The 20,545-nt window shown below is 74.3% G+C and carries 22 protein-coding genes; 5 read left to right on the top strand and 17 right to left on the bottom strand.

Annotated features, from left to right (window positions below):
* Positions 1–206 precede the first annotated feature (206 nt).
* Entirely contained in the window at positions 207–797 is a 591-nt protein-coding gene (locus ACIO92_RS12630; RefSeq protein ID WP_366442100.1) for an SCO3374 family protein, read from the top strand.
* Here the strand turns inward: ACIO92_RS12630 and ACIO92_RS12625 are convergent.
* The 10 genes from ACIO92_RS12625 to ACIO92_RS12580 all read right to left on the bottom strand — a co-directional run bounded on the left by ACIO92_RS12625 (position 776) and on the right by ACIO92_RS12580 (position 9,412).
* The gene (locus ACIO92_RS12625) at positions 776–1,111 is read right to left on the bottom strand and encodes an Lsr2 family protein (RefSeq protein WP_366442099.1); all 336 of its coding nucleotides are present in this window, start codon (positions 1,109–1,111) and stop codon (positions 776–778) included. The genes ACIO92_RS12630 and ACIO92_RS12625 overlap by 22 nt on opposite strands.
* Positions 1,112–1,265: 154 nt before the next feature.
* Positions 1,266–1,814 (bottom strand): amino-acid N-acetyltransferase, encoded by a 549-nt coding sequence (locus ACIO92_RS12620; protein WP_366442098.1) that lies wholly within the window; start codon positions 1,812–1,814, stop codon positions 1,266–1,268.
* Positions 1,815–1,823: 9 nt separating this feature from the next.
* Positions 1,824–2,249, bottom strand: coding sequence for a BlaI/MecI/CopY family transcriptional regulator (locus ACIO92_RS12615; RefSeq protein WP_366442097.1), 426 nt, complete (start codon positions 2,247–2,249; stop codon positions 1,824–1,826).
* A gap of 264 nt (positions 2,250–2,513) precedes the next feature.
* Positions 2,514–2,693, bottom strand: coding sequence for a hypothetical protein (locus tag ACIO92_RS12610; RefSeq protein WP_366442096.1), 180 nt, complete (start codon positions 2,691–2,693; stop codon positions 2,514–2,516).
* A 14-nt stretch (positions 2,694–2,707) separates the two neighbouring features.
* On the bottom strand, positions 2,708–3,280 hold the full coding sequence (locus ACIO92_RS12605; RefSeq protein WP_401235466.1) for a hypothetical protein: 573 nt from the start codon (positions 3,278–3,280) through the stop codon (positions 2,708–2,710).
* A gap of 558 nt (positions 3,281–3,838) precedes the next feature.
* The gene (locus ACIO92_RS12600) at positions 3,839–4,645 is read right to left on the bottom strand and encodes a type III pantothenate kinase (protein WP_366442095.1); all 807 of its coding nucleotides are present in this window, start codon (positions 4,643–4,645) and stop codon (positions 3,839–3,841) included.
* Positions 4,645–5,670 (bottom strand): carboxylating nicotinate-nucleotide diphosphorylase, encoded by a 1,026-nt coding sequence (gene nadC, locus ACIO92_RS12595; protein ID WP_366442094.1) that lies wholly within the window; start codon positions 5,668–5,670, stop codon positions 4,645–4,647. The genes ACIO92_RS12600 and nadC overlap by 1 nt, the downstream gene beginning before the upstream one ends.
* Positions 5,671–7,365, bottom strand: a complete 1,695-nt coding sequence (locus tag ACIO92_RS12590) for an L-aspartate oxidase (protein ID WP_401234933.1) — start codon at positions 7,363–7,365, stop codon at positions 5,671–5,673.
* The gene (panC, locus tag ACIO92_RS12585) at positions 7,362–8,411 is read right to left on the bottom strand and encodes a pantoate--beta-alanine ligase (RefSeq protein WP_402280343.1); all 1,050 of its coding nucleotides are present in this window, start codon (positions 8,409–8,411) and stop codon (positions 7,362–7,364) included. The genes ACIO92_RS12590 and panC overlap by 4 nt, the downstream gene beginning before the upstream one ends.
* An 83-nt stretch (positions 8,412–8,494) precedes the next feature.
* Positions 8,495–9,412 carry a Rossmann-like and DUF2520 domain-containing protein gene (locus ACIO92_RS12580; protein WP_401234936.1) on the bottom strand — a complete coding sequence of 306 codons (918 nt, stop codon included), beginning with the start codon at positions 9,410–9,412 and terminating at the stop codon, positions 8,495–8,497.
* A 136-nt stretch (positions 9,413–9,548) separates the two neighbouring features.
* Between ACIO92_RS12580 and ACIO92_RS12575 the strand changes: the two genes are divergently transcribed.
* Entirely contained in the window at positions 9,549–10,715 is a 1,167-nt protein-coding gene (locus ACIO92_RS12575) for a threonine aldolase family protein (protein WP_402279856.1), read from the top strand.
* A 129-nt stretch (positions 10,716–10,844) separates the two neighbouring features.
* Here ACIO92_RS12575 and ACIO92_RS12570 read toward each other — a convergent pair whose 3' ends face one another.
* Entirely contained in the window at positions 10,845–11,075 is a 231-nt protein-coding gene (locus ACIO92_RS12570; RefSeq protein WP_402279857.1) for a hypothetical protein, read from the bottom strand.
* 147 nt (positions 11,076–11,222) lie between these two features.
* Between ACIO92_RS12570 and ACIO92_RS12565 the strand changes: the two genes are divergently transcribed.
* Positions 11,223–12,311 carry a DUF5937 family protein gene (locus tag ACIO92_RS12565; RefSeq protein ID WP_366442089.1) on the top strand — a complete coding sequence of 363 codons (1,089 nt, stop codon included), beginning with the start codon at positions 11,223–11,225 and terminating at the stop codon, positions 12,309–12,311.
* A 134-nt stretch (positions 12,312–12,445) separates the two neighbouring features.
* Here ACIO92_RS12565 and ACIO92_RS12560 read toward each other — a convergent pair whose 3' ends face one another.
* Entirely contained in the window at positions 12,446–13,123 is a 678-nt protein-coding gene (locus tag ACIO92_RS12560; RefSeq protein ID WP_366442088.1) for a response regulator transcription factor, read from the bottom strand.
* Between the two features lie 51 nt (positions 13,124–13,174).
* The gene (locus ACIO92_RS12555; RefSeq protein ID WP_366442087.1) at positions 13,175–14,377 is read right to left on the bottom strand and encodes a sensor histidine kinase; all 1,203 of its coding nucleotides are present in this window, start codon (positions 14,375–14,377) and stop codon (positions 13,175–13,177) included.
* Positions 14,378–14,474: 97 nt separating this feature from the next.
* Between ACIO92_RS12555 and ACIO92_RS12550 the strand changes: the two genes are divergently transcribed.
* On the top strand, positions 14,475–15,590 hold the full coding sequence (locus tag ACIO92_RS12550; RefSeq protein WP_402279859.1) for an SAM-dependent methyltransferase: 1,116 nt from the start codon (positions 14,475–14,477) through the stop codon (positions 15,588–15,590).
* The gene (locus tag ACIO92_RS12545; protein WP_402054518.1) at positions 15,587–16,729 is read left to right on the top strand and encodes an NADH-quinone oxidoreductase subunit D; all 1,143 of its coding nucleotides are present in this window, start codon (positions 15,587–15,589) and stop codon (positions 16,727–16,729) included. The genes ACIO92_RS12550 and ACIO92_RS12545 overlap by 4 nt, the downstream gene beginning before the upstream one ends.
* 16 nt (positions 16,730–16,745) lie before the next feature.
* Here the strand turns inward: ACIO92_RS12545 and ACIO92_RS12540 are convergent, their stop codons facing one another.
* From ACIO92_RS12540 to ACIO92_RS12525, 4 genes are all read right to left on the bottom strand, one after another.
* Complete coding sequence (locus tag ACIO92_RS12540) at positions 16,746–17,378, bottom strand: GNAT family N-acetyltransferase (RefSeq protein ID WP_402279861.1); 633 nt, start codon at positions 17,376–17,378, stop codon at positions 16,746–16,748.
* Positions 17,375–18,637 carry a hypothetical protein gene (locus tag ACIO92_RS12535; protein WP_366442083.1) on the bottom strand — a complete coding sequence of 421 codons (1,263 nt, stop codon included), beginning with the start codon at positions 18,635–18,637 and terminating at the stop codon, positions 17,375–17,377. Before ACIO92_RS12535 ends, ACIO92_RS12540 begins: the two co-directional genes overlap by 4 nt.
* A gap of 131 nt (positions 18,638–18,768) precedes the next feature.
* Positions 18,769–19,758, bottom strand: a complete 990-nt coding sequence (locus ACIO92_RS12530; protein ID WP_401234953.1) for an ABC transporter substrate-binding protein — start codon at positions 19,756–19,758, stop codon at positions 18,769–18,771.
* Positions 19,751–20,545 (bottom strand): ABC transporter permease, encoded by a 795-nt coding sequence (locus ACIO92_RS12525; RefSeq protein ID WP_366442081.1) that lies wholly within the window; start codon positions 20,543–20,545, stop codon positions 19,751–19,753. Before ACIO92_RS12525 ends, ACIO92_RS12530 begins: the two co-directional genes overlap by 8 nt.

Below are 20,545 nucleotides of genomic sequence, written 5' to 3'. Positions count from 1 at the left end.
CAGCGAGTCGCCCCTCTCCACTAGGAATGTCTTACCCGTGGTGACGGACACTCCATGCGGGAGACCCCCGTCCCCTCCGCTACCAGCGAACAACCTCGCGCTGCCGAATGCACTCGTACACCCCATCACGGACACCTTGCGCGTCCGGCGGGGGACGGTGCGTCACCGCGGCGTAACCAACACGCTCCTCCGGGAGTTCCCCGGACATGTCCTTCACCGTGCCGCCGCCCCGTACGCCGCCCGACGGCGGAACGGCACGGTGGTACGAGCGGGAGCTCGGCTGGGCGACGGTGGCTGGCCCTCCGGTGCGGCTGGTCACCGGGCTGCGCTTCGACGTCCTGGAACTGCCCGTCGGCGCGGGGCTCCGGGTGCTGCGCCGGACCGGACCGGCGACGGGGCCGGTGGCCGTGGCCGACCGCCGGATGCGGCTGCTCGTGGCCGCCGGGGCGGCGGAGGAGCTGCCGGGACTGCTGGACTGGCTGGAATGGGGCGGGATCGCGCTGGACCTCACGGTGCTGGGCGCCGGAGGCCGGATGACCGCGCCCCTTCCCCCGGGGCGGGGCGGATCCGGCGCACCGGACGCGTCCGTGTGGCTGCGCCCTCCGGCGCCGGGCCGTGAGGTCGAGTCCTCACTTCCGGCCCTGCGCTCCACGCCCTGGGGCGGGGCGGACACCCCGTGCCTGACACGGCTCGTGGCCGCCGCGGCCGTGGAGTGCCACCGGGCGCGGCTGCTGAGTGTCCGGGCCGGGGGCCCGTCTGCTCAGCAGCTGGCGCCTCAGCGGTTCGCGTCCTCGTAGGCGGCCTTGATGTCGGCGGGAACGCGACCGCGGTCGTTCACGTTCATGCCGTTCTCCTTGGCCCACGCGCGGATCTTCGCGGTGTCCTGGCCGCCCGTCGCCACCACACGGCCCTTGCCGCGTCCACCGGTGGTGCGTCCACCGGTGCGACGACCGCTCTTGGTGTAGGGATCGAGCAGATCCCGGAGCTTTTCCGCGTTGGCGGCGGTGAGGTCGATCTCGTAGGTCTTGCCGTCCAGCGCGAACGTCACGGTCTCGTCCGCCTCGACGCCGTCGAGGTCGTCGACAAGAAGGACCTGAACCTTCTGTGCCACCGGATTTCCTTTCATCGAAAATGCAGTACGCGGAAAGGAAACCGCTTTTCCCGGAAAAACACAAACCCCTGGGAGAGGTTCAGAAGCCCGGCGGCACGGGAAACGTGCGCGATTCGGACATAGGGTTCCGGGTGGAGCTCGTGCCGGGTTCCGGTCACAGGTGCAGAAGCATCCGGCTGTTGCCCAAGGTGTTCGGCTTCACTCGTTCGAGACCGAGGAACTCGGCGACTCCCTCGTCATAGGAACGCAGGAGCTCGCTGTAGACATCTCCGTCCACCGGGGTCTCACCGATCTCGGTGAAGCCGTGCTTCGCGAAGAAGTCGACTTCGAAGGTCAGACAGAATACCCGGCGCACCCCGAGCCAACGGGCGGTGTGCAACAACTTGGCGAGCACGTGATGTCCTACGCCCGCGCCCTTGAACTCGGGGTCGACGGCGAGAGTGCGCACTTCGGCGAGGTCTTCCCACATGACGTGGAGAGCGCCGCAGCCGACGACGACGGCGTCCTCGTCGCGTTCCGCCACCCAGAACTCCTGGATGGACTCGTAAAGGGTGACGGTGGCCTTGTCGAGGAGGATGCCGCGGTCCACGAAGGGGTCGACGAGACGGCGGATCGCGGCGACGTCTCCGGTACGGGCCCTGCGGACGGTGACGGCTCTGGCGGGGGCCGGGGAAGCGGCCGGGGAGGAAGCGGACGGCGACATGGGGGGACGCTATCGCTCTTCGTCGCCGGGGCCCCCGGCGCCCTCCTCGGGCGGGGTGGGGGCGGTCGGCGAGGTGTCTCGCTGCACCATGCGGACGGCGTCGTCGAGGGCTTCGCGCTGCTCCTGCGACATCATCCCGAAGAAGGCGACGAGCGCGGCCGCCGGATTGTCGCTCCGGGCCCATGCCTCGTTCATCAGTGCGGCCGAGTACGCGGCCCGGGTGGAGACCGCCGTATATCGATAGGCGCGGCCTTCGACTTCCCGACGGACCCAGCCCTTCTGATGGAGATTGTCCATGACGGTCATGACGGTCGTGTAGGCGATGGACCGTTCCTGCTGAAGGTCTTCCAGGACTTCCCGGACGGTCACCGGACGGTTCCATTGCCAGACGCGCGTCATGACGGCGTCTTCGAGCTCTCCCAGGGGACGGGGCACAGCGCCACTTTAGTGCGCAAAACGCCAATAAGTGTTCATTGACGATGCAAAACGAAGGAAGCCAAACAAAAAGGACGCATGACCGTGAAAGGTCATGCGTCCCGGGTGCGGCCGACCGCCCGGCGCGGGACCGGGCGGGGCCACGACGTCCGGACGGCGAGAATCAGACCGTGACGACACCGGGAGCGGGCGCGCCCGGTCGCTGCGGTGTCCTGACGTCGCAGTCGCCGTCGCCGTCGCAGCTGTCGTGGTCGCCGTCGCCGTTCAGGAGGTGGCGGTGCCGTTCGGCTGACGGGCCGCCTCGGCACGCGCGAGCGCGGCGTCCACGGCCGCGTCCTCCTTGTTCTTGTTCGAGCCGCCCTGACTCTTGACGATCGTGACGACGAGGCCGATGAAGAAGGCGGCCATCACGACGGGGGGCAGGAGCGCGGATACGTATTCCATGGCGACCAGACTAGCTATCCGGCGGCGCGTTCCTCGGGCGGGGGCGGTGGTACGGGCCTCCGGCGCGGCGGGAACACCTCGGACGGCTTGGGCACCGGACGCTCGGCCGGGGCCGGGGGCCTCGGCCGGGGGTCGTCGGGCGCCGTCCGCCCGCCGGGGAGGGCGAGCAGCCGGGCCCGGGAGACGCCGGGGGCGGGGGTGGCGGTGGCCTGGGAGATCCGGGCCAGCCGCGCGCGGACGGAACGTTCGGCGAGCACCTGGCAGCGGGCGAGCAGCTCGGCGGCGGGCGGGTTGCCGCGCAGGGCGCGCAGGGCGGCCAGATCGTCGGCCTCGGGGTCGTACCCGGCGGCCAGGGCGTCCCGGAGGAGTCCCAGATAGCCGCTGAGGGACCCGGGCAGCGCCTGGCGGTAGCGGGCCAGGTCGTCGAGGAGGAAGGCGCGCAGGCGACCGGCCTCGCGCGCGGCCTCATCCACCGATTCGGCCAGGCGCAGGGCGTCCCGGACGTCCTCGTCCTGGAGCGGGGCGGGGTGCAGGGCGACGGCGAGGGCACGGCGGAGCACGCGCAGTTCGTCCGCGCTGAACGCCATGCCGCCACGGGATCCGTATGGCGTGGGCATGGGCCGACGATACGCGCTAATCGGACAAATTTCCCTCAGGGGTGTTACGGGCGCGTCGGCGGGGTTCCGGACGGGCCGACGAGGAGAACCGGGGGCCGGGAGGGGTCGGGGCCGGAGGCCGGGGGCCGGAGCCGGGGCCGGGCCATGACCGGACCGGAGCTCGGGCCAGGGGCCGGGACCGGGGCGCCTGGTCACCGGCCGGGCTCGCCCCGGCCCGGTGCGCTGGTCCGCGCGCGGCCCGCTCGTACGGGCTCCCGGGAGCGGGCGCCCCCGCGTGCGGGCCCCGGGGGTGACGGTCGGGACGCCCGCGCGGAGCCGTCGGGCGCCCCGTGCGGGCTTCCGGGTCGCGGGCTTCCGGGTCGCGGGCTTCCGGGTCGCGAGCGGCCGGGCCGTCTCGTACCCGACCGGGCGGCCCCTCGCGTGCGGGCTCCCCGGACGAGGGCACACCGCCTACGGGCTCCCCAGGGCCGGGAGCCCCTTCGTACGCCCCCGGGGCGGGTGTGGCGCGCGGGCGGCGCACCCGGGGACTCACATGCGGGAGACGTTCCGCTCGTACACCAGGCGCAGGCCGATCAGGGTCAGCCAGGGCTCGTGCTCGTCGATCTCCTTGGAGTCGGAGAGGACCATCGGCGCGAGGCCGCCGGTGGCGATCACCGTGACGTCCGAGGGGTCGCCGTGCGGGCCGACCAGTTCGCGCTTCATCCGGGCGACCACACCGTCGACCTGACCCGCGTACCCGTAGACGATGCCCGACTGCATGGCCTCGACCGTGTTCTTGCCGATCACGCTGCGCGGCCTGGCCAGCTCGATCTTGCGGAGCATGGCGCCCCGGACGCCGAGCGCCTCGACGGAGATCTCGATGCCCGGCGCGATGGCGCCGCCCGCGTACTCGCCGCGCGTGGTGACCGCGTCGTACGTCGTCGCGGTGCCGAAGTCGACGACGATCGCCGGGCCGCCGTACAGCTCGACGGCCGCGACCGCGTTGATCACGCGGTCCGCGCCGACCTCCTTGGGGTTGTCCGTGAGGATCGGGACGCCCGTCTTGACGCCCGGCTCCACCAGGACCGCGGGGACGTCCCCGTAGTACCGGCGGGTGACCTCGCGCAGTTCGTGCAGCACCGAGGGGACGGTCGCGCAGATCGCGATCCCCTCGATGCCGTCGCCCAGCTCGACGCCGAGCAGCGGGTGCATTCCCATGAGGCCCTGGAGCAGGACCGCCATCTCGTCGGCGGTGCGGCTCGGATCGGTGGAGATCCGCCAGTGCTCGACGATCTCCTCGCCGTCGAAGAGTCCGAGGACCGTGTGGGTGTTGCCGACGTCGATGGTGAGCAGCATCAGGCCCGCACCTCGCGCAGGTCGAGGCCGATGTCGAGGATCGGGGAGGAGTGGGTGAGCCCGCCGACCGCCAGGTAGTCCACGCCGGTCGCCGCGTACGCCGCCGCGTTCTCCAGGGTCAGCCGCCCCGAGGACTCCAGGACCGCGCGGCCGCCGACGAGGGCGACGGCCTCCGCGGTCTCGCCCGGGGTGAAGTTGTCGAGCAGGATCAGGTCGGCGCCCGCGTCCAGGACCTCGCGGACCTGGTGCATCGTGTCGACCTCGACCTCGACCGGCAGCTCGGGGAAGAGCTCGCGGACGGCCTTGAACGCCTCGGCCACGCCTCCGGCCGCCACCACGTGGTTGTCCTTGACGAGGGCCGCGTCGGAGAGCGACATGCGGTGGTTGACGCCGCCGCCGCAGCGGACCGCGTACTTCTCCAGGGCGCGCAGGCCCGGGGTGGTCTTGCGGGTGTCGCGGACCTCGGCCTTCGTGCCCTCCAGGGCGTCGGCCCACGCGCGCGTGGCGGTGGCGATGCCGGAGAGGCGGCACAGGAGGTTGAGCGCGCCGCGCTCGCCGGTGAGCAGGTCGCGGGTGCGGGCGGTGACGCTGAGGAGGACCTCGCCCGCCGCGACGCGCGCGCCGTCCTCGACGTGCCGCTCGACCTCGAACTCGTCGGCGCAGACGATGGACAGGACGGCCTCGGCGATCCGCAGGCCCGCGACGACACCGGCCTCGCGGGCGGTGAAGTCGGCGGTGGCGACGGCGTCCTCGGGGACGGTCGCCACGGTGGTCACGTCGACTCCGCCGTCGAGGTCCTCGGCGATGGCCAGGTGCGCGATGTCCTCGACCTGTACGGGGTCGAGACCGGCGTCCGCGAGCAGTTCGGCGAGCGCGGGGTCGAGCCCGCACTCGAACTCCTCCGCGTCGCCGCAGCCACAGCCGTCGCCGCAGCCGCCGGGCTCCTCGGCCGCCGCCGAAGGGGCGCCGATCTGGATCAGGGGGACGTCCACGGGCTGCGGACGGGCTTCCTCGGGCGTGGTCACTTACGGCTCCCTCGGGGCATCGGAGGTGGGGGGGAAGTCATGGGTGGCGGTCGCCCGGACGTCGAGGGTCCGCTCGGGGGTGAGACGGACGACCAGGTGCCTGCGCCAGTCGGCGTCGTCCCGGTCCTGCCGGTCCTCGCGCCAGTGGCAGCCGCGGGTCTCCTCGCGGCGGCGGGCGGCGGCGACCAGGACCCGGGCCACGCACAGCAGGTTGGTGGTCTCCCAGGCGTCCACGCCCGGCTCACCGGCCTTGGTGTCGTCGGTGCCGCCCGCGAGGGCGTCGCCGTGCAGCGCTTCGAGGGCCTCGGCGGCCTCCCGCAGGCCGTCCTCGGAGCGGAGCACTCCCGCGTCGGCGGTCATGATCCGCTGGATACGGGCCCTGGCCCCGGCCACCGGGAGCGGCAGGGGCACCGGGGACGGGTGCGGCACGGGGGCGCCCGGCACGCGCGGCGCGGCCGCGATGATGTCGTCGGCGATCCGCTCGGCGAAGACCAGGCCCTCCAGGAGCGAGTTCGAGGCGAGCCGGTTGGCGCCGTGGACGCCGGTGCAGGCGACCTCCCCGCAGGCGTAGAGGCCGGGGACGGTGGTACGGCCCCGCAGGTCGGTGCGGACGCCTCCGGAGGCGTAGTGGGCGGCGGGGGCGACCGGGATCGGCTCGGTCACCGGGTCGATGCCGTGGGCCCGGCAGGCGGCGAGGATGGTGGGGAAGCGTTCCGCCCACATCTCGGCGCCGAAGTGGCGGGCGTCGAGGTACATGTGGTCGGTGCCGTGCTCGCGCGTCCGGCGGGTGATCGCCTTGGCGACGATGTCCCGGGGGGCAAGCTCGGCCAGCTCGTGCTGCCCGAGCATGAAGCGGACCCCGTCGGCGTCGACCAGATGGGCGCCCTCGCCGCGGACCGCCTCGGAGACCAGCGGCTGCTGGCCCTCGGCCCCGGCGCCGAGGAAGAGCACCGTGGGGTGGAACTGGACGAACTCCAGGTCGGAGACCTCGGCCCCGGCGCGCAGCGCGAGCGCCACGCCGTCGCCGGTGGAGACCGCCGGGTTGGTGGTGGCGGAGAAGACCTGGCCCATGCCGCCGGTGGCGAGCACCACCGCGGGCGCGTGGACCGCGCCGACCCCGTCGTGCTGTCCCTCGCCCATGACGTGCAGGGTCACGCCCGCCGTACGGCCCTCGGCGTCGGTGAGGAGGTCCAGGACGAGGGCGTGCTCGACGGTCCGTACGCCCCGGTCCCGGATGGCCCCGACCAGGGCGCGGGAGATCTCGGCGCCGGTCGCGTCGCCGCCCGCGTGGGCGATCCGGCGCCGGTGGTGGCCGCCCTCGCGGGTCAGCGCGATCTCGCCGTCGGCGTCCTTGTCGAAGTCGGCGCCGGTCGCGATGAGCCTGCGGACGGCGTCGGGGCCCTCGGTGACCAGGGCCCGTACGGCCCGCTCGTCGCAGAGCCCGGCCCCGGCGACGAGGGTGTCGTCGAGGTGCTGCTCGGGGGTGTCGCCCTCGCCGAGGGCCGCCGCTATGCCGCCCTGGGCCCAGCGGGTGGAGCCGTCGTCGAGGCGCGCCTTGGTGACGACGACCGTACGGAGTCCGGCGGCGGTGCAGCGCAGGGCGGCGGTGAGGCCCGCGACCCCGGAACCGACCACGACGACATCGGCGTCGACGGCCCAGCCGGGCGCGGGGGCGGGCAGCCGTATTCCGGTCACGGGGTCGCTCCGAACGTGGGGTCCTCGGGGGACGCGGTGCCTCCGAGGCGGAGGGGGAGGTTGTCGATCAGGCGGGTGGCGCCCACGCGCGCGGCGACGGCGAGGACCGCCTCTCCGGCGTGGTCGTCGGCGACCTCGGTGAAGTCCGCCGGGTCCACGAGCGCCAGATAGTCGAGGGTGAGCGGCGGCTCGGCCTTCGCGGCCTCGTCGAGGACGGCTCGGGCGGCGGCCCGGACGGCTCCGGCGCCGTGGCCCCCGGAGGCCCGCGCGACCGCGTGGGCGTCGGCGGCGGACCGTGCCTCGCCGAGCCGGGAGAGCTCCTCGGCGCGGGTCCCGGCCCGCTCCCGGGCACCGGGCAGGGCGGTGGCACGCGCGCGGAGCGCCTCCTGCGCGGCGAGCCGGTCGCCGGCGGCGAACAGCGCGCCGGACAGGGCGAGCGCGGTGCGGCGCTCCCCGGCCGACAGGTAGCGGTTGCGGCTGGACAGGGCCAGGCCGTCGTCCTCGCGGACCGTCGGCACCCCGACGATCTCCACGGGGAAGTTCAGGTCGCGGACCATGCGGCGGATGAGCGCCAGCTGCTGGGCGTCCTTCTGGCCGAAGAGGGCCAGGTCGGGCGCGGTGAGGTGGAGGAGCTTGGCGACGACCGTCAACATGCCGTCGAAGTGGCCGGGCCGCGAGGCGCCTTCGAGGCGTTCGCCCATGGGGCCCGCGGTGATCCTGACCTGCGGTTCCCCGCCCGGGTAGACCTCGTCGACGGAGGGTGCGAAGACGGCGTCGGCGCCCGCGCCGACGGCCAGCGCCAGATCGGCTTCGAGGGTGCGGGGGTAGCGGTCGAGGTCCTCGCCCGCGCCGAACTGGAGCGGGTTGACGAAGACGGTGACGACGACGGTGCCCCGCTCCCCGGCCCGCTCGCGGGCGGCCCGGATCAGGGTGGCGTGGCCCTCGTGGAGGGCGCCCATGGTCATGACGACGGCCCGGGGCCCGTCCGCCCCGAGGGCCCGCAGCTCGTGTGCGGTGCGGACGGGGGCGAGGGGCGCGGTCGGCATGGCTGGCGCGGTCGACGGGCTCGGTGCGATCGGAGCGGCCGGAGTGTTCGGCTGGTGCGGGGTGCCCGACGGGCTCGGTGTGGTCATCGGGTCTCTCCCTCGGCGAGCACACCCAGCAGGTCCTCGGCCAGCTCGGGCTTGAGCAGGCCGTGCGCGAGTGCCCGGTCGGCGGTCGTACGGGCCATCGCCAGGTATCCGGCGACGGCGCCGGGCGCGTGCTTGCGCAGTTCCGCCACGTGCGCGGCGACCGTGCCCGCGTCACCGCGCGCGACGGGCCCGGTGAGCGCCGCGTCCCCGGACCGCAGGGCGTTGTCCAGGGCGGCGCCCAGGAGCGGGCCGAGCATCCGGTCGGGGGCGGCGACGCCCGCCGTGCGGAGCAGCTCCATCGACTGGGCCACCAGGGTGACCAGGTGGTTCGCGCCCAGGGCCAGGGCCGCGTGGTACAGCGGGCGGGCGTCCTCCGCGATCCACTCGGGCTCGCCGCCCATCTCGATCACCAGGGCCTCGGCGGCGAGCCGCAGCTCCTCGGGCGCGGTCACGCCGAAGGAGCAGCCCGCGAGCCGCTGGACGTCGACCTCGGTGCCGGTGAAGGTCATGGCGGGGTGCAGGGCGAGCGGCAGCGCACCGGCCCGCCGGGCGGGGTCCAGGACGCGGGCCCCGAACCGTCCGGAGGTGTGCACGAGCAGCTGTCCCGGGCGGACGGAGCCGGTGTCGGCGAGGCCTTCGACCAGATCCGGCAGGGCGTCGTCCGGGACGGTGAGCAGCACCAGGTCGGCGAGGGCCAGGACCTGGGCGGGCTCGACGACGGGGACGTCGGGCAGGAGGGCGGCGGCGCGGCGCCGGGAGGCGTCGGAGACCGCGGAGACGGCGACGGGGCGGTGCCCGGCGAGCCGGAGGGAGGCGGCGAGGGCGGGGCCGACGCGGCCCGCGCCGACGACTCCTACGGTGAGCCGGGCGGGTCGGTCCTCGGCTCGGGGCTCTGGCGCTGCTGGTGCGTTCACGGTGGGGACGGCCTTCCGTTCCAGTCCTCGGCGGGTACCGGACGATTTCTGGTCATGCTACGCCAGCGTTTCACGCTCTCCCGTGGCTGTCCCACGGCTGTCCACAGGGTGGGGACGGCAGTGTGATGATCGGCGCATGAAACCTGTGGATCCCGTGGACGAGGAAGCGGCCCGGCTGTACCGGGCGAAGATCTGGGGCGGTGCCGAGCGCACCCTGTGGCGTGCCTCGGCGGACGGCACGGCGGGCGCGGCCCTGCGCGGACTGGCCGACTGGACGGAGTCCGCCGGGCACGGCGACGAGCCCCTCGACACCTACGGGAACGGGGTCGTGGAGCTCCTGGAGCAGCGGGTCGCCACCGCGCTCGGGATGCCCTCCGCGGTCTTCTTCCCGACCGGCACCATGGCCCAGCAGGTGGCCCTGCGCTGCTGGGCCGGACGGACCGGGAACCCGGTCGTCGCCCTCCATCCGCTCGCCCACCCCGAGGTCCACGAGGACGGCGCCCTCGGGGCCGTCTCCGGGCTCCGCACCGTCCACCCGACCGGCGCGCCCCGGCTGCCCACCGCCGAGGAGGTGCGGGACCACCCGGAGCCCTTCGGGACGCTGATGCTGGAGCTGCCGCTGCGGGACGCCGGTTTCGTCCTGCCGACCTGGGAGGAGCTGGCCTCGGTCGTCGCGGCGGCCCGGGAGCGGGACGCGGTGGTCCACTTCGACGGGGCACGGCTCTGGGAGTGCCCGACGCGTTTCGGCCGTCCGCTCGCGGAGGTCGCGGGGCTCGCGGACAGCGTGTACGTGTCGTTCTACAAGTCCCTGGGCGGCATGTCGGGCGCCGCGCTCGCCGGACCCGAGGACGTCATGGCGGAGGCCAGGGTCTGGCGGCACCGGTACGGGGGCGAGGTCTTCCAGCAGTACCCGGCGGTGCTCTCCGCGCTCCGGGGCCTGGCCGTCGAGCTGCCCCGGCTGCCCTCGTACGTGGCCCGCGCGCGCGTGGTGGCGGACGCGCTGCGGGAGGCGTTCGAGGAGGCCGGGACGGGCTGGTTCCGCATCCATCCGGAACCGCCGCACACCCATCAGTTCCAGGTCTGGCTGCCGTACCCGCCCGAGGTCCTGACGGCGGCGTCCCTCGCCCTGACCGAGGACACCGGCACGGCCCTGTTCCGCCGCTGGTCCGCGCCGGGCGCGGGCGGCCCGCCGGGCGTCTCCTGCACCGAGGTCACGGTGGCCGCGGAGGGCCTGGAGTGGTCGACGGGGGACGTCCGGACGGCGGCCCGCGCGTTCCTGGCCCGGGTGGCCGGGAAGCCCTGAACGGGAGCGGCCCGTTCACCGCGGCGGCCGGAAGGCCCGAGCGGACGCCGCCGGGTCACCTCGGCGGCCGGAAAGGCCCGAGCCGGCACGGCCGGGTCACCGCGCCGATCCGGGTCGGCGCCGGCACGGTCACGGCAGCCGGGGGCACTCGCCGAGCGGGGCCCGGGACCGCAGAAGGGCCCTGAGCCGGGGCCGGAGACCGCCCCGGGCCGGGCGGCCCGCCACCACCCGTTCGAACCGGCGGCGGTCCCGGAGCTCCCGCAGGACGGCGACGTCCCGGGTGCCCGGCTCGGGCGGCGCGGGCTCCCCCAGCTTGGCGGCACGGTAGGCGTCGAAGAGGTACTGGTGCATGGCGTTCATGCCCTCACCGTGCGCCGCTCCCCCGCCGTACCGCGCGCCGATTGACCAGCCCCGTCAAACGACGGACCCGGGCCGCCCGCCGCGACGATTGACGGGCCCGGTCAACCCACGCGACACCACCCCCGCCCCGTCCCGCACCATGGACGGGTGAGCGTGACCATCGACATCACCGGACTGCCGCACGAGCGGATCGCCTTCTGCCCCTCGCCCCTGGCCGAGCTGGGCGCCGCCCTGCACGCCCTGTCCGTACCCGGACACCACGCCCGGCTCCACGCCTGGACCACGACCACGTCGGCGGGACTGCGGCCGGAGCTCGCGGACCGGCTCCACGAGGCCGACTTCATGTGGAACAGCAGCCGGTCGGACATCCTGCTGCCGTCCCGGCCCCGGGAGACCCTCGCGGAGGAGCTGGACGACCTCGACCTCATGGACGACGAGAAGTACGTGGGCGCCGCCCTGGAGATCTCCTGCAACAGCGCGCACACCCACGGCACCCCCTCCCCGCTCGTCGACGCCCGGATGCGCCGCCGCGCCCTCGACCTGGCCGCCGCGCGCGGTCCCCGGCAGATCGCCTTCGTCGAGCGGATGCTGGCCGATCCGCCCGGCACGCGCGCGTGGGTCCGGCGGCTCCTGGAGGACTGCGACGAGGCCTTCTTCGCCGACACCTGGCGCCGCGTCCGGGTCCAGCTCGCCGCCGACGCCCGCCACAAGACCGAGCTGACGCGCCGCAAGGGCCTGGCCGCCGCGGTCACCGCCGCCTCCCCCGCGATGTCCCTGGAGGAGGACGCGGCGGGCTCCCGGATCGTCGTCGACAAGCTGGTCCACGGCCGGGCCAGCGCGGTGGGCTCTGCGGTGACGTTCCTGCCGACGGCCTTCGGCTGGCCGCACCTCTTCGCCCTGCACACCCCCGGCTGGCAGCCCGTCGTCCAGTACCCGGTCGCCGACCGGGACCTCGGCGGCGCCGCTTCCGTCGGGGAGGTCACCCTGCGTCTGGAGGCCGTCGCCCATCCGCTGCGGATGCGGCTCTGCCGCAGTCTGGCGCGCGGCGCGAGCACGACCGGCGAGCTGGCCGACGCGTACGACGTCACCGCCCCCGAGGTCTCCCGGCACCTCGCGGTCATGAAGAAGGCCGGACTGATCACCACCCAGCGGCGCGGCCGGTACGTCCTGCACCAGCTGGACGTCTCCGTCGTCGCCCGTCTCGGCAGCGACTTCCTGGAGAGCGTGCTGCGCTGACCCGGGGGCGGGCCGACACGGCCGTACCGCCCCCGGAGCGAGGTGAGGCGACCGTACCGCTCCCGGGGCGGGTCGGCCCCCGTGCCGTACCGTCCGGGGCCGGTGAGCCCGTGCCGGAGCGGGCGCGGGCCCCGTCAGCCGGTCGCGCCGCCGCCCGCCCGGACCAGGCCCGTCTCGTACGCGAGGACCACGACCTGGACCCGGTCGCGCAGGCCCAGCTTGGTCAGGATGCGGCCCACATGGGTCTTCACGGTCGCCTCCGAGAGGACGAGCCGGGCGGCGATCTCGCCGTTCGACAGGCCCTGCGCGACCAGCATCATGACTTCCCGCTCGCGGCCCGTGAGACGCCCCAGCTCCTTGTGCTCCGGCTCCCGGCCCGAGGACGGCAGCATCGGCGAGAACCGGTCGAGCAGCCGCCGGGTCGTCGACGGCGCCACCACCGCGTCCCCGCTGTGCACCGAACGGATCGCGGCGAGCAGCTCGGCGGGCGGCACGTCCTTCAGCATGAAGCCGCTCGCCCCCGCCTTGAGACCGGAGAACGCGTACTCGTCGAGGTCGAAGGTGGTCAGGATGAGCACCTTCGGGGCGTCGGGCTGCGAACAGATCCGCCGGGTCGTCTCCACCCCGTCCAGCTTCGGCATCCGCACGTCCATCAGGACGACGTCGACCGCCGTCGACCGCAGCACCTCCAGGGCCTCGACCCCGTCGCCCGCCTCCGCCACGACCTCCATGTCCGGCTGGGCGGCCAGCACCATGCGGAATCCGGTACGCAGCAGCACCTGGTCGTCAACGAGCATCACGCGGATGGACATCGGGTTCCTTCGGGTTCTCGGTCGGAGGTCTCGGGGGGGGCGGGCTCGTCGTCAGTGGGCGGACTTGAGGGGGAGCAGGGCGCTGATCCGGAAACCGCCGCCGGGACGCGGGCCCGCGTCCAGCGTGCCGCCCACCATGCCGACCCGCTCCCGCATCCCGATCAGACCGTGGCCCCGGCCGTCGGCGCCCCCGTCCTCGTACATCTCCTGCGGCGCGCCCCGGCCGTCGTCCTCGACGAGCAGCCCGAGCCCGTCGTCGAAGTAGACCAGGCGGACGCTGGCACCGACATCGGGGCCCCCGTGCTTGCGGCTGTTGGTGAGGGCCTCCTGCACGATCCGGTACGCGGTCAGCTCGACGCCGCTGGGCAGCGGGCGGGGGCTGCCCTCGATCGCGAAGTCCACGGTGAGGCCCGCGCCCCGGACCTGCTCGACGAGGTCCTCGATCTGGCCCACGTCGGGCTGGGGCACGTACTCCCCGGCCTCCTCGTGCTCCCCGGTGCGCAGGATGCCGAGGAGTCTGCGCATCTCGGCGAGCGCCTGACGGCCGGTGGTGGAGATGGTCTCCAGGGCCTGCTTGGCGGTCTCCGGGGAGGAGTCCATGACATAGGCGGCGCCGTCTGCCTGGACGACCATCACCGACACGTTGTGCGCGACGACGTCGTGCAGCTCGCGGGCGATCCTGGCCCGCTCGGCGGCGACCGCCACCTTGGCCTGGGCCTCGCGCTCCCGCTCCAGCCGGGAGGCCCGCTCCTCCAGCTGCGCGAAGTAGGCGCGGCGGGTGCGCAGCGAGTCGCCGAGGACCCAGGCGAGGACGAACGGCACGGTCATGATGATCGTGAAGAAGACCCGGGCGGCCCCGGACTCGGAGCCCTCCAGCGGCCATCTCAGCTGGGAGAGCGGTGAGGCGGCGAGCCCGGCGACGAGCGCGAGGCGGGACGCCCAGCGGGGCCCGTCGTGCGCGGCGACGGTGAAGACGATCACCAGCATGGCGAAGTCGGCGATGGTCGGCGTCAGGTCGAGGCCGAGCTGGACCAGTCCGAGGAGGACCGCCAGCAGCAGCATCTTCTCGGGTGCGCGCCGCCGCAGGGCCACGACCAGGCAGAAGAGCACGGCGACGAGACCGTGCGCGACGGGGCGGCCGACTTCCTGGTAGGTCGCTCCCACGGACAGCAGGGAGAACCCGAGGAGGACGACGGCCCAGAAGGTGTCGACGCCCGTCGGGTGTCTGCGGAAGAAGTCGTAGAGGCGCTGCACGTCACCCAGAGTAGGGAAGGGAGAGGGGTGCGCGGATCAACCGTGGGGTCGATCCTTCGCGCGGGGCCCGTACTCCCCGAGGTGGAGACTGGGGCCCGTGACGGATGAGACGTGTCAGTGGCAGGGGTGGCGGACGGCGACGGAACGGGCGCTGTACGGCCCGGGGGGCTTCTATCTGCGGCCCGAGGGTCCGGCGGGGCACTTCCGTACCTCGGTGCACGCCTCCCCGCTCTTCGCGGCGGCGGTGGCCCGGCTGCTCGGCGAGGTCGCGGAGGAACTGGGAACGGCCTCGGTGGACCTGGTGGACGTGGGCGCGGGCCGGGGTGAACTCCTCACCGGGGTCCTCGCCGCGCTCGACGGCGCGCGTGGGGGAGCGGACGGGAGCGGGAGCGGGCTGACCGTGCGGGCGTACGCCGTGGAGCGGGCGGCCCGCCCTCCGGGGCTCGACCCCCGGATCGAGTGGACCGGCGAGGTGCCCCGGGGGGTGCGCGGGCTGCTCTTCGCGAACGAGTGGCTCGACAACGTGCCGGTGGACGTGGCCGAGGCGGACGCCGAGGGGACCGTCCGGTACGTGGAGGTCCGCGCGGACGGCACGGAGCGGCTCGGCGGGCCGGTCGACGGCCCGGACGCGGAGTGGCTGGCCCGCTGGTGGCCGCTGGCGGAGCCGGGCGCGCGGGCGGAGATCGGGCGGCCCCGCGACGAGGCGTGGGCGGCGGCGGTGGGCGCGGTGGCGGCGGGTCGCGCGGTGGCCGTGGACTACGCGCACGTACGGGCGTCCCGGCCGCCCTTCGGTTCGCTGACCGGCTTCCGCGCGGGCCGTGAGGTCCCGCCGGTCCCGGACGGCGGCTGCGACCTGACCTCCCACGTGGCCCTGGACGCGTGCGCGGCGGCGACGGACGAGGGGGGCGCGACGGAGCAGGACGGGGACGGGACGGGACGTCGGGACCGGAGCGAGGGGCCGGACCGGCCCCGGGCGCTGACCCGGCTCGTCACCCAGCGGGAGGCGCTGGGGAGGCTCGGGGTGTCCGGGGGGCGACCGCCGCTGTCGCTCGCGTCGGCCGATCCCGCCGCTTACGTACGGGCGCTCTCCTCGGCGGGCGAGGCGGCGGAGCTGACCGCGCGCGGGGGCCTCGGGGACTTCCTGTGGCTGGTCCGGCGGGTCCCGGAAGGGGCGGGCGGGGGCTCCGGCGCACGGGGGATACTGACCGCATGACGGAGACGACGGTCGGCATCGGCGGCGCGGCGGAGAGCACCGACATGGTGCTGAACATCGGGCCGCAGCATCCCTCGACCCACGGCGTGCTCCGGCTCCGGCTGGTGCTGGACGGCGAGGTCGTGCGGCAGGCGGAGCCGGTCATCGGCTATATGCACCGGGGCGCGGAGAAGCTCTTCGAGGCGCGGGACTACCGGCAGATCATCATGCTGGCCAACCGGCACGACTGGCTGTCCGCCTTCTCCAACGAGCTCGGCGTGGTCATGGCCGTCGAGCGGATGCTCGGCATGGAGGTGCCGGAGCGCGCGGTGTGGACCCGTACGCTCCTCGCCGAGCTGAACCGGGTCCTGAACCATCTGATGTTCCTCGGCTCGTACCCGCTCGAACTGGGCGGCATCACCCCGGTCTTCCACGCCTTCCGGGAGCGCGAGGAGCTCCAGACGGTGATGGAGGAGGTCTCCGGCGGCCGGATGCACTACATGTTCAACCGGGTCGGCGGCCTCAAGGAGGACCTGCCGGCCGGGTGGCTCGGACGGGCGCGGCGGTCCGTCGCGGACGTCCGTTCGCGGATGGACGTGTACGACCGGCTCGTCCTCGGCAACGAGATCTTCCGGGGCCGTACGCGCGGGGTCGGTGTCCTGTCGGCGGCGGCGGTCCACGCGTACGGGGTGTCGGGGCCGATCGCCCGCGCCTCGGGCGTCGACTTCGACCTGCGCCGCGACGAGCCGTACCTGGCGTACGGGGAGCTCCAGGACACCCTGCGGGTCGCCGTCCGTCAGGAGGGCGACTGCCTGGCCCGGTTCGAGTGCCTGCTGGAGCAGACGCACCACGCCCTGGACCTGGCGGACGCGTGCCTGGACCGGCTCGCGGAGCTGCCGCCCGGCCCGATCAACCAGCGGCTGCCGAAGGTGCTGAAGGCACCGGAGGGCCACACGTACGCGTGGACCGAGAATCCGCTCGGGGTCAACGGCTACTACCTGGTCTCCAGGGGCGAGAAGACGCCGTACCGGCTGAAACTGCGCTCGGCCTCGTTCAACAACATCCAGGCGCTCACGGAGCTGCTGCCGGGGACGCTGGTCGCCGACATGGTGGCGATCCTGGGCTCGTTGTTCTTCGTCGTCGGCGACATCGACAAGTGACGCCGGGCGTACGGGGTCAGACGGCGGGCGCGGTCAGGTCGGCCCGGTCCGTCCCGTCGGACCCGTCGGCCCCATGGATGCAATCAGCCCCGTCAGCCCCTCCGGCCCTGCCTGTCCCGTCTGGCCTGCCCGCCCCGCCCGTCCCGCCTGCTCCGTCTGTCCCGTCGTTCCGGTGCATCACCACGTACTCCCGGTCCGTGGTGCCGGGCCGTCGCCGCTCGGCCACGGCCCAGCCCCAGCGCGCGTAGCGCTCCGTCAGTTCCGGTACGTCGAGGGTCATCAGACGGCGGGGGCCCGGGGGCAGGGCGGTGAGCAGGGCGTCGTGCAGCGCGCGCCCGAGGCCGAGGCCCTGGTGGGCGGGGGCGACGACCAGTTCGGCCAGTTCGAAGGCGGGTTCGTCGCCGGAGAGCGCGGTGTCCGTCCAGCCCGCCGCGAAGCCCCGGAGCCCGTCGTCGGGGCCGAACGCGGCGACGGCCAGGAAGCCGGGGCGCCCGGCGGCCGAGCCGAGCAGCCGGTCCACGGTCCGCACGGCGCGCGCCGGGGGCTCGTGCCAGGGGGCGCCGCAGAACGCCCGGGCGCACAGGGCGATCAGTTCGTCCCGGCGGCCGGTGGCCTCACCGGCCGGGAGGCCGGCGAGGCGGTACGTCATGAGTTGACCGCTCCGCGCAGTTCGACGACGTCCAGCTGCTCGGTCTCGTCGTGGGCGGTCAGGTCGATGACCTGACCGACCGTCCGGGGCGGGGCGGGGACGTGGGGAGCGAGAGGCCCGGCGGTGCCGGTGGGGCTGACCGGTGTGAGCGGCGGGGCGCCTGCCCCGTCCCGCGCGGCCGGGTCCTGCACGGCCGGGTCCAGCCCGCCGAGGTTCCGCACGGTCAGGTTCCGTGCGGTCAGGTTCTGTGCGGCCAGGGCCTCTTCGAGGACCTCCTCGCCGACCACATCGGCGAGATCGGTGTGCTGCACCGCCTCGATGGCCGCGGCCTTCTGCGTACCGAAGAAGTCGAAGCCGCCCTCGGGGCGCGGTACGGGCCTGCGGGCCGCGTACGGGACGATCGCGGCGGCGACCGGTACGGCCGGAACCGCGGGGACCGCCGGTACGGCCGGGGCCGCGGACGCGGAAGAGGCCTCAGATTCGGTGGAGTCGGCGGGTGCGGCAGATGCGGCGGATTCGGCGGGTGCGGCCGGGGGCAGCGCGAGGGCGGCCGGGCGGGCGTGCTCGCCGCCGGGGGCCGCCGCGTGCTTCCCCCGCGGCTCGTCCGTCTCACGGGCCCGCTCGGCGAGGTCCCGCGCGCGGGCCGCCTCGGCGGTCCGGCGGGCCCGCTGGGCGGCGGCGTTGCGCGGAAGCTCGCGGAGCGCGTCGGCGGCGCTCCGGAAGGCCTCCGGGGTGGGCGTGGAGCCGCCCGCCGGAAGGGCCTTGGCGGTGCTGGCGGCGCCGGTGGTGTCGGCCTCCGGCGCGGGCGTCTCCAGGGCCAGGATCCGGCGGCCCTCCAGGGCGCTGGCCCGCTCGGTCTCGGCCGTGGCGTAGCGACGCAGGAGATCGGCGTGCTCACCGCGCAGTCCGGCCAGTTCGACCCGCTTGGCGCGGAGCTTGGCGTCGAGGCGGGCGCGCAGCGCGCGGGACTCCTCCAGGTCGGACTCCAGCTCGGCGAGCCGCTCCTCGGCCTTCCACTGGTCGGCGGTGCGGGCGCGGTCGAGCTCGGCGACCCGCGTCCCGGCGCTCCGGTCCCAGCCGCGCATGAGGACGGCGCCGGTGACGGCGGCGGCCGCGGCGGCCGCGGCGAGGAGGCGGGCGATCAGCGGATCGCCGGGCAGCCAGGCCGCCGCGGCACACACGACCGCGACGCCGGCGACCGCGGAGGGCGGCAGCAGCTTGTGCAGAGGCGGGGAATGGCGGTGGCGTCCACGTGGCATGGCCTGAAATTTACCGTGCGTAGGTGTCGTGTGGGGCGTCGGCCCGGCAATCTCTTGGCCACTTCTCGTCACGGGAAGTGGATATCCCCCGTTCCGGTTCCGTTTTCGGGCCGACATCCCCGCCCGGACTCCTACTTGTTGAGCAGCCCCTTCGCCGTCAGATAGTCCTTGGCGACGTCCTGCGGCTTCGCCCGCTCGGCGTCCACCTTGCGGTTGAGTTCGGCGAGATCCGCTGTGGTCAGCACCTTGGTGATCCGGTCGAGGGCGGCGGCTATCTCGGGCGCTCCGGCGTCCTCGGCGTTCAGCACCGGCAGGACGTTGTCCGCGTTCTGCAGCTTCTTGTCGTCGGTGAGGAACACCAGTCCGTAGCTGTCGATCGTGGCGTCCGTCGTGGTCGTCAGGACCAGTTGGTCCACCCCGTCCTTCACCGCCTGCTTGGACTGCGGGGTACCGACGCCCTTGGGGTCGATGCCCGCCACGTCGATCCCGTACGTCTTCTTCAGTCCGGGCGCGCAGAACGGCCGGACCGCGCATTCGTCACCGGCGGCGATCTTCACCTTCAGCTTCGCGCGGCCGAGATCGGAAAGGGTCGTCAGCTTGTTCTTCGCGGCGAATTCCTTCGACACCGCGAAGGCGTTCTGGTCGACCGCGTCACCGGCGTCGAGGACCTTCAGACCGCGCGGTCCCGCGAGCTTGCGCAGCGCCTCGACCGTGGCCGCCGCGTCGGCCGAGGCGACCGGCTTGTCGTCCGGCGCCTTCGGCCCGTTCACCTTGGCGTTGAGGAATTCGGCGAGCGTCGCCGCGTATTCCGGGACGATGTCTATCTCGCCCTTCTCCAAGGAGGGTTCGTACAGCTCGCGATTCTTCACCGTGGTGATCGACACCGAGTATCCGGCGCCCCGCAGCGTCTGCGCGTACAGCTCGGCGAGCACCTTGGCCTCGGTGAAGGCCGCCGCACCGACCACCAGCGAGCCCTTCCCGCCGTCCGCCGTGCCCCCGGGGCCCTTCCCCTTGCCCTGCTCCAGGCTGTCACCGCCGCACGCGGCCAGCGCGACGGCCAGCGCCGTCGTCCCCAGCACCGCGCCCGCGATCCGCGAGACCCTGTTCACCAGATCACCCATTCGTCTTCGTCAAGTCGGCTTTCGATTCCGGCGCTTCCCGCCGGTGTGGCACCCGTCCGAGCGGCCGCGCCGCGCGTCCGGGCTCCGGGGCCGTGTGTCCGCCCCGGCGATCCGTACGTCCTCCGTGACGCCCCGGGCGGCCGAGGAGTCGCTCGGCGCCCACCAGCACGCCCTCCACCAGGAGGGCCAGCAGCGCCACCAGCACCGCGCCCGCGACGACCTGCGCGGTGTCGTAGGTGGCGAAACCGGCCGTGATGATCCGGCCGAGTCCGCCCTGCCCGACCATCGCGGCGACCGTCGCCGTGGCGACCACCTGCACCGCCGCCGAGCGCACCCCGGTCATCACCACCGGCAGGGCCAGGGGCAGTTCGACCCGGCGGAACAGCTGCCCGCCCGTCATCCCCATGCCCCGCGCGGCCCGCACCGCCGCCCGGTCGACCTCCCGCACCCCCACGTACGCGTTGGTGAGGAGCGGCGGCACCGCGAACAGCACCAGGGCCACGACCGTCGGCACGGATCCGGCGTTCCGCAGGGGCGACACCATGAACAGGCCGAGAACCGCGAAGACGGGAATCGCCCGCCCCACGTTCGACACGTTCACCGCGAGCGCCCCGCCCCGGCCGAGATGGCCGAGCCAGAGTCCCAGCGGCAGCGCGAGCGCCCCCGCGATCAGCAGCGCCGCCCCGCTCACGTACGCGTGCTCGGCGAGCCTCCGGCCCACCCCGCCCTCGCCCGTCCAGTGCGCGCCGGTGGTGAGCCAGCCCCAGGCATCCGTCACGACCCCCAC

The sequence above is a fragment of the Streptomyces sp. NPDC087215 genome (genome assembly GCF_044744885.1).
In the GTDB taxonomy this organism is placed as follows: Bacteria; Actinomycetota; Actinomycetes; order Streptomycetales; family Streptomycetaceae; genus Streptomyces.
This window is presented reverse-complemented; position numbering and strand designations above follow the sequence as displayed.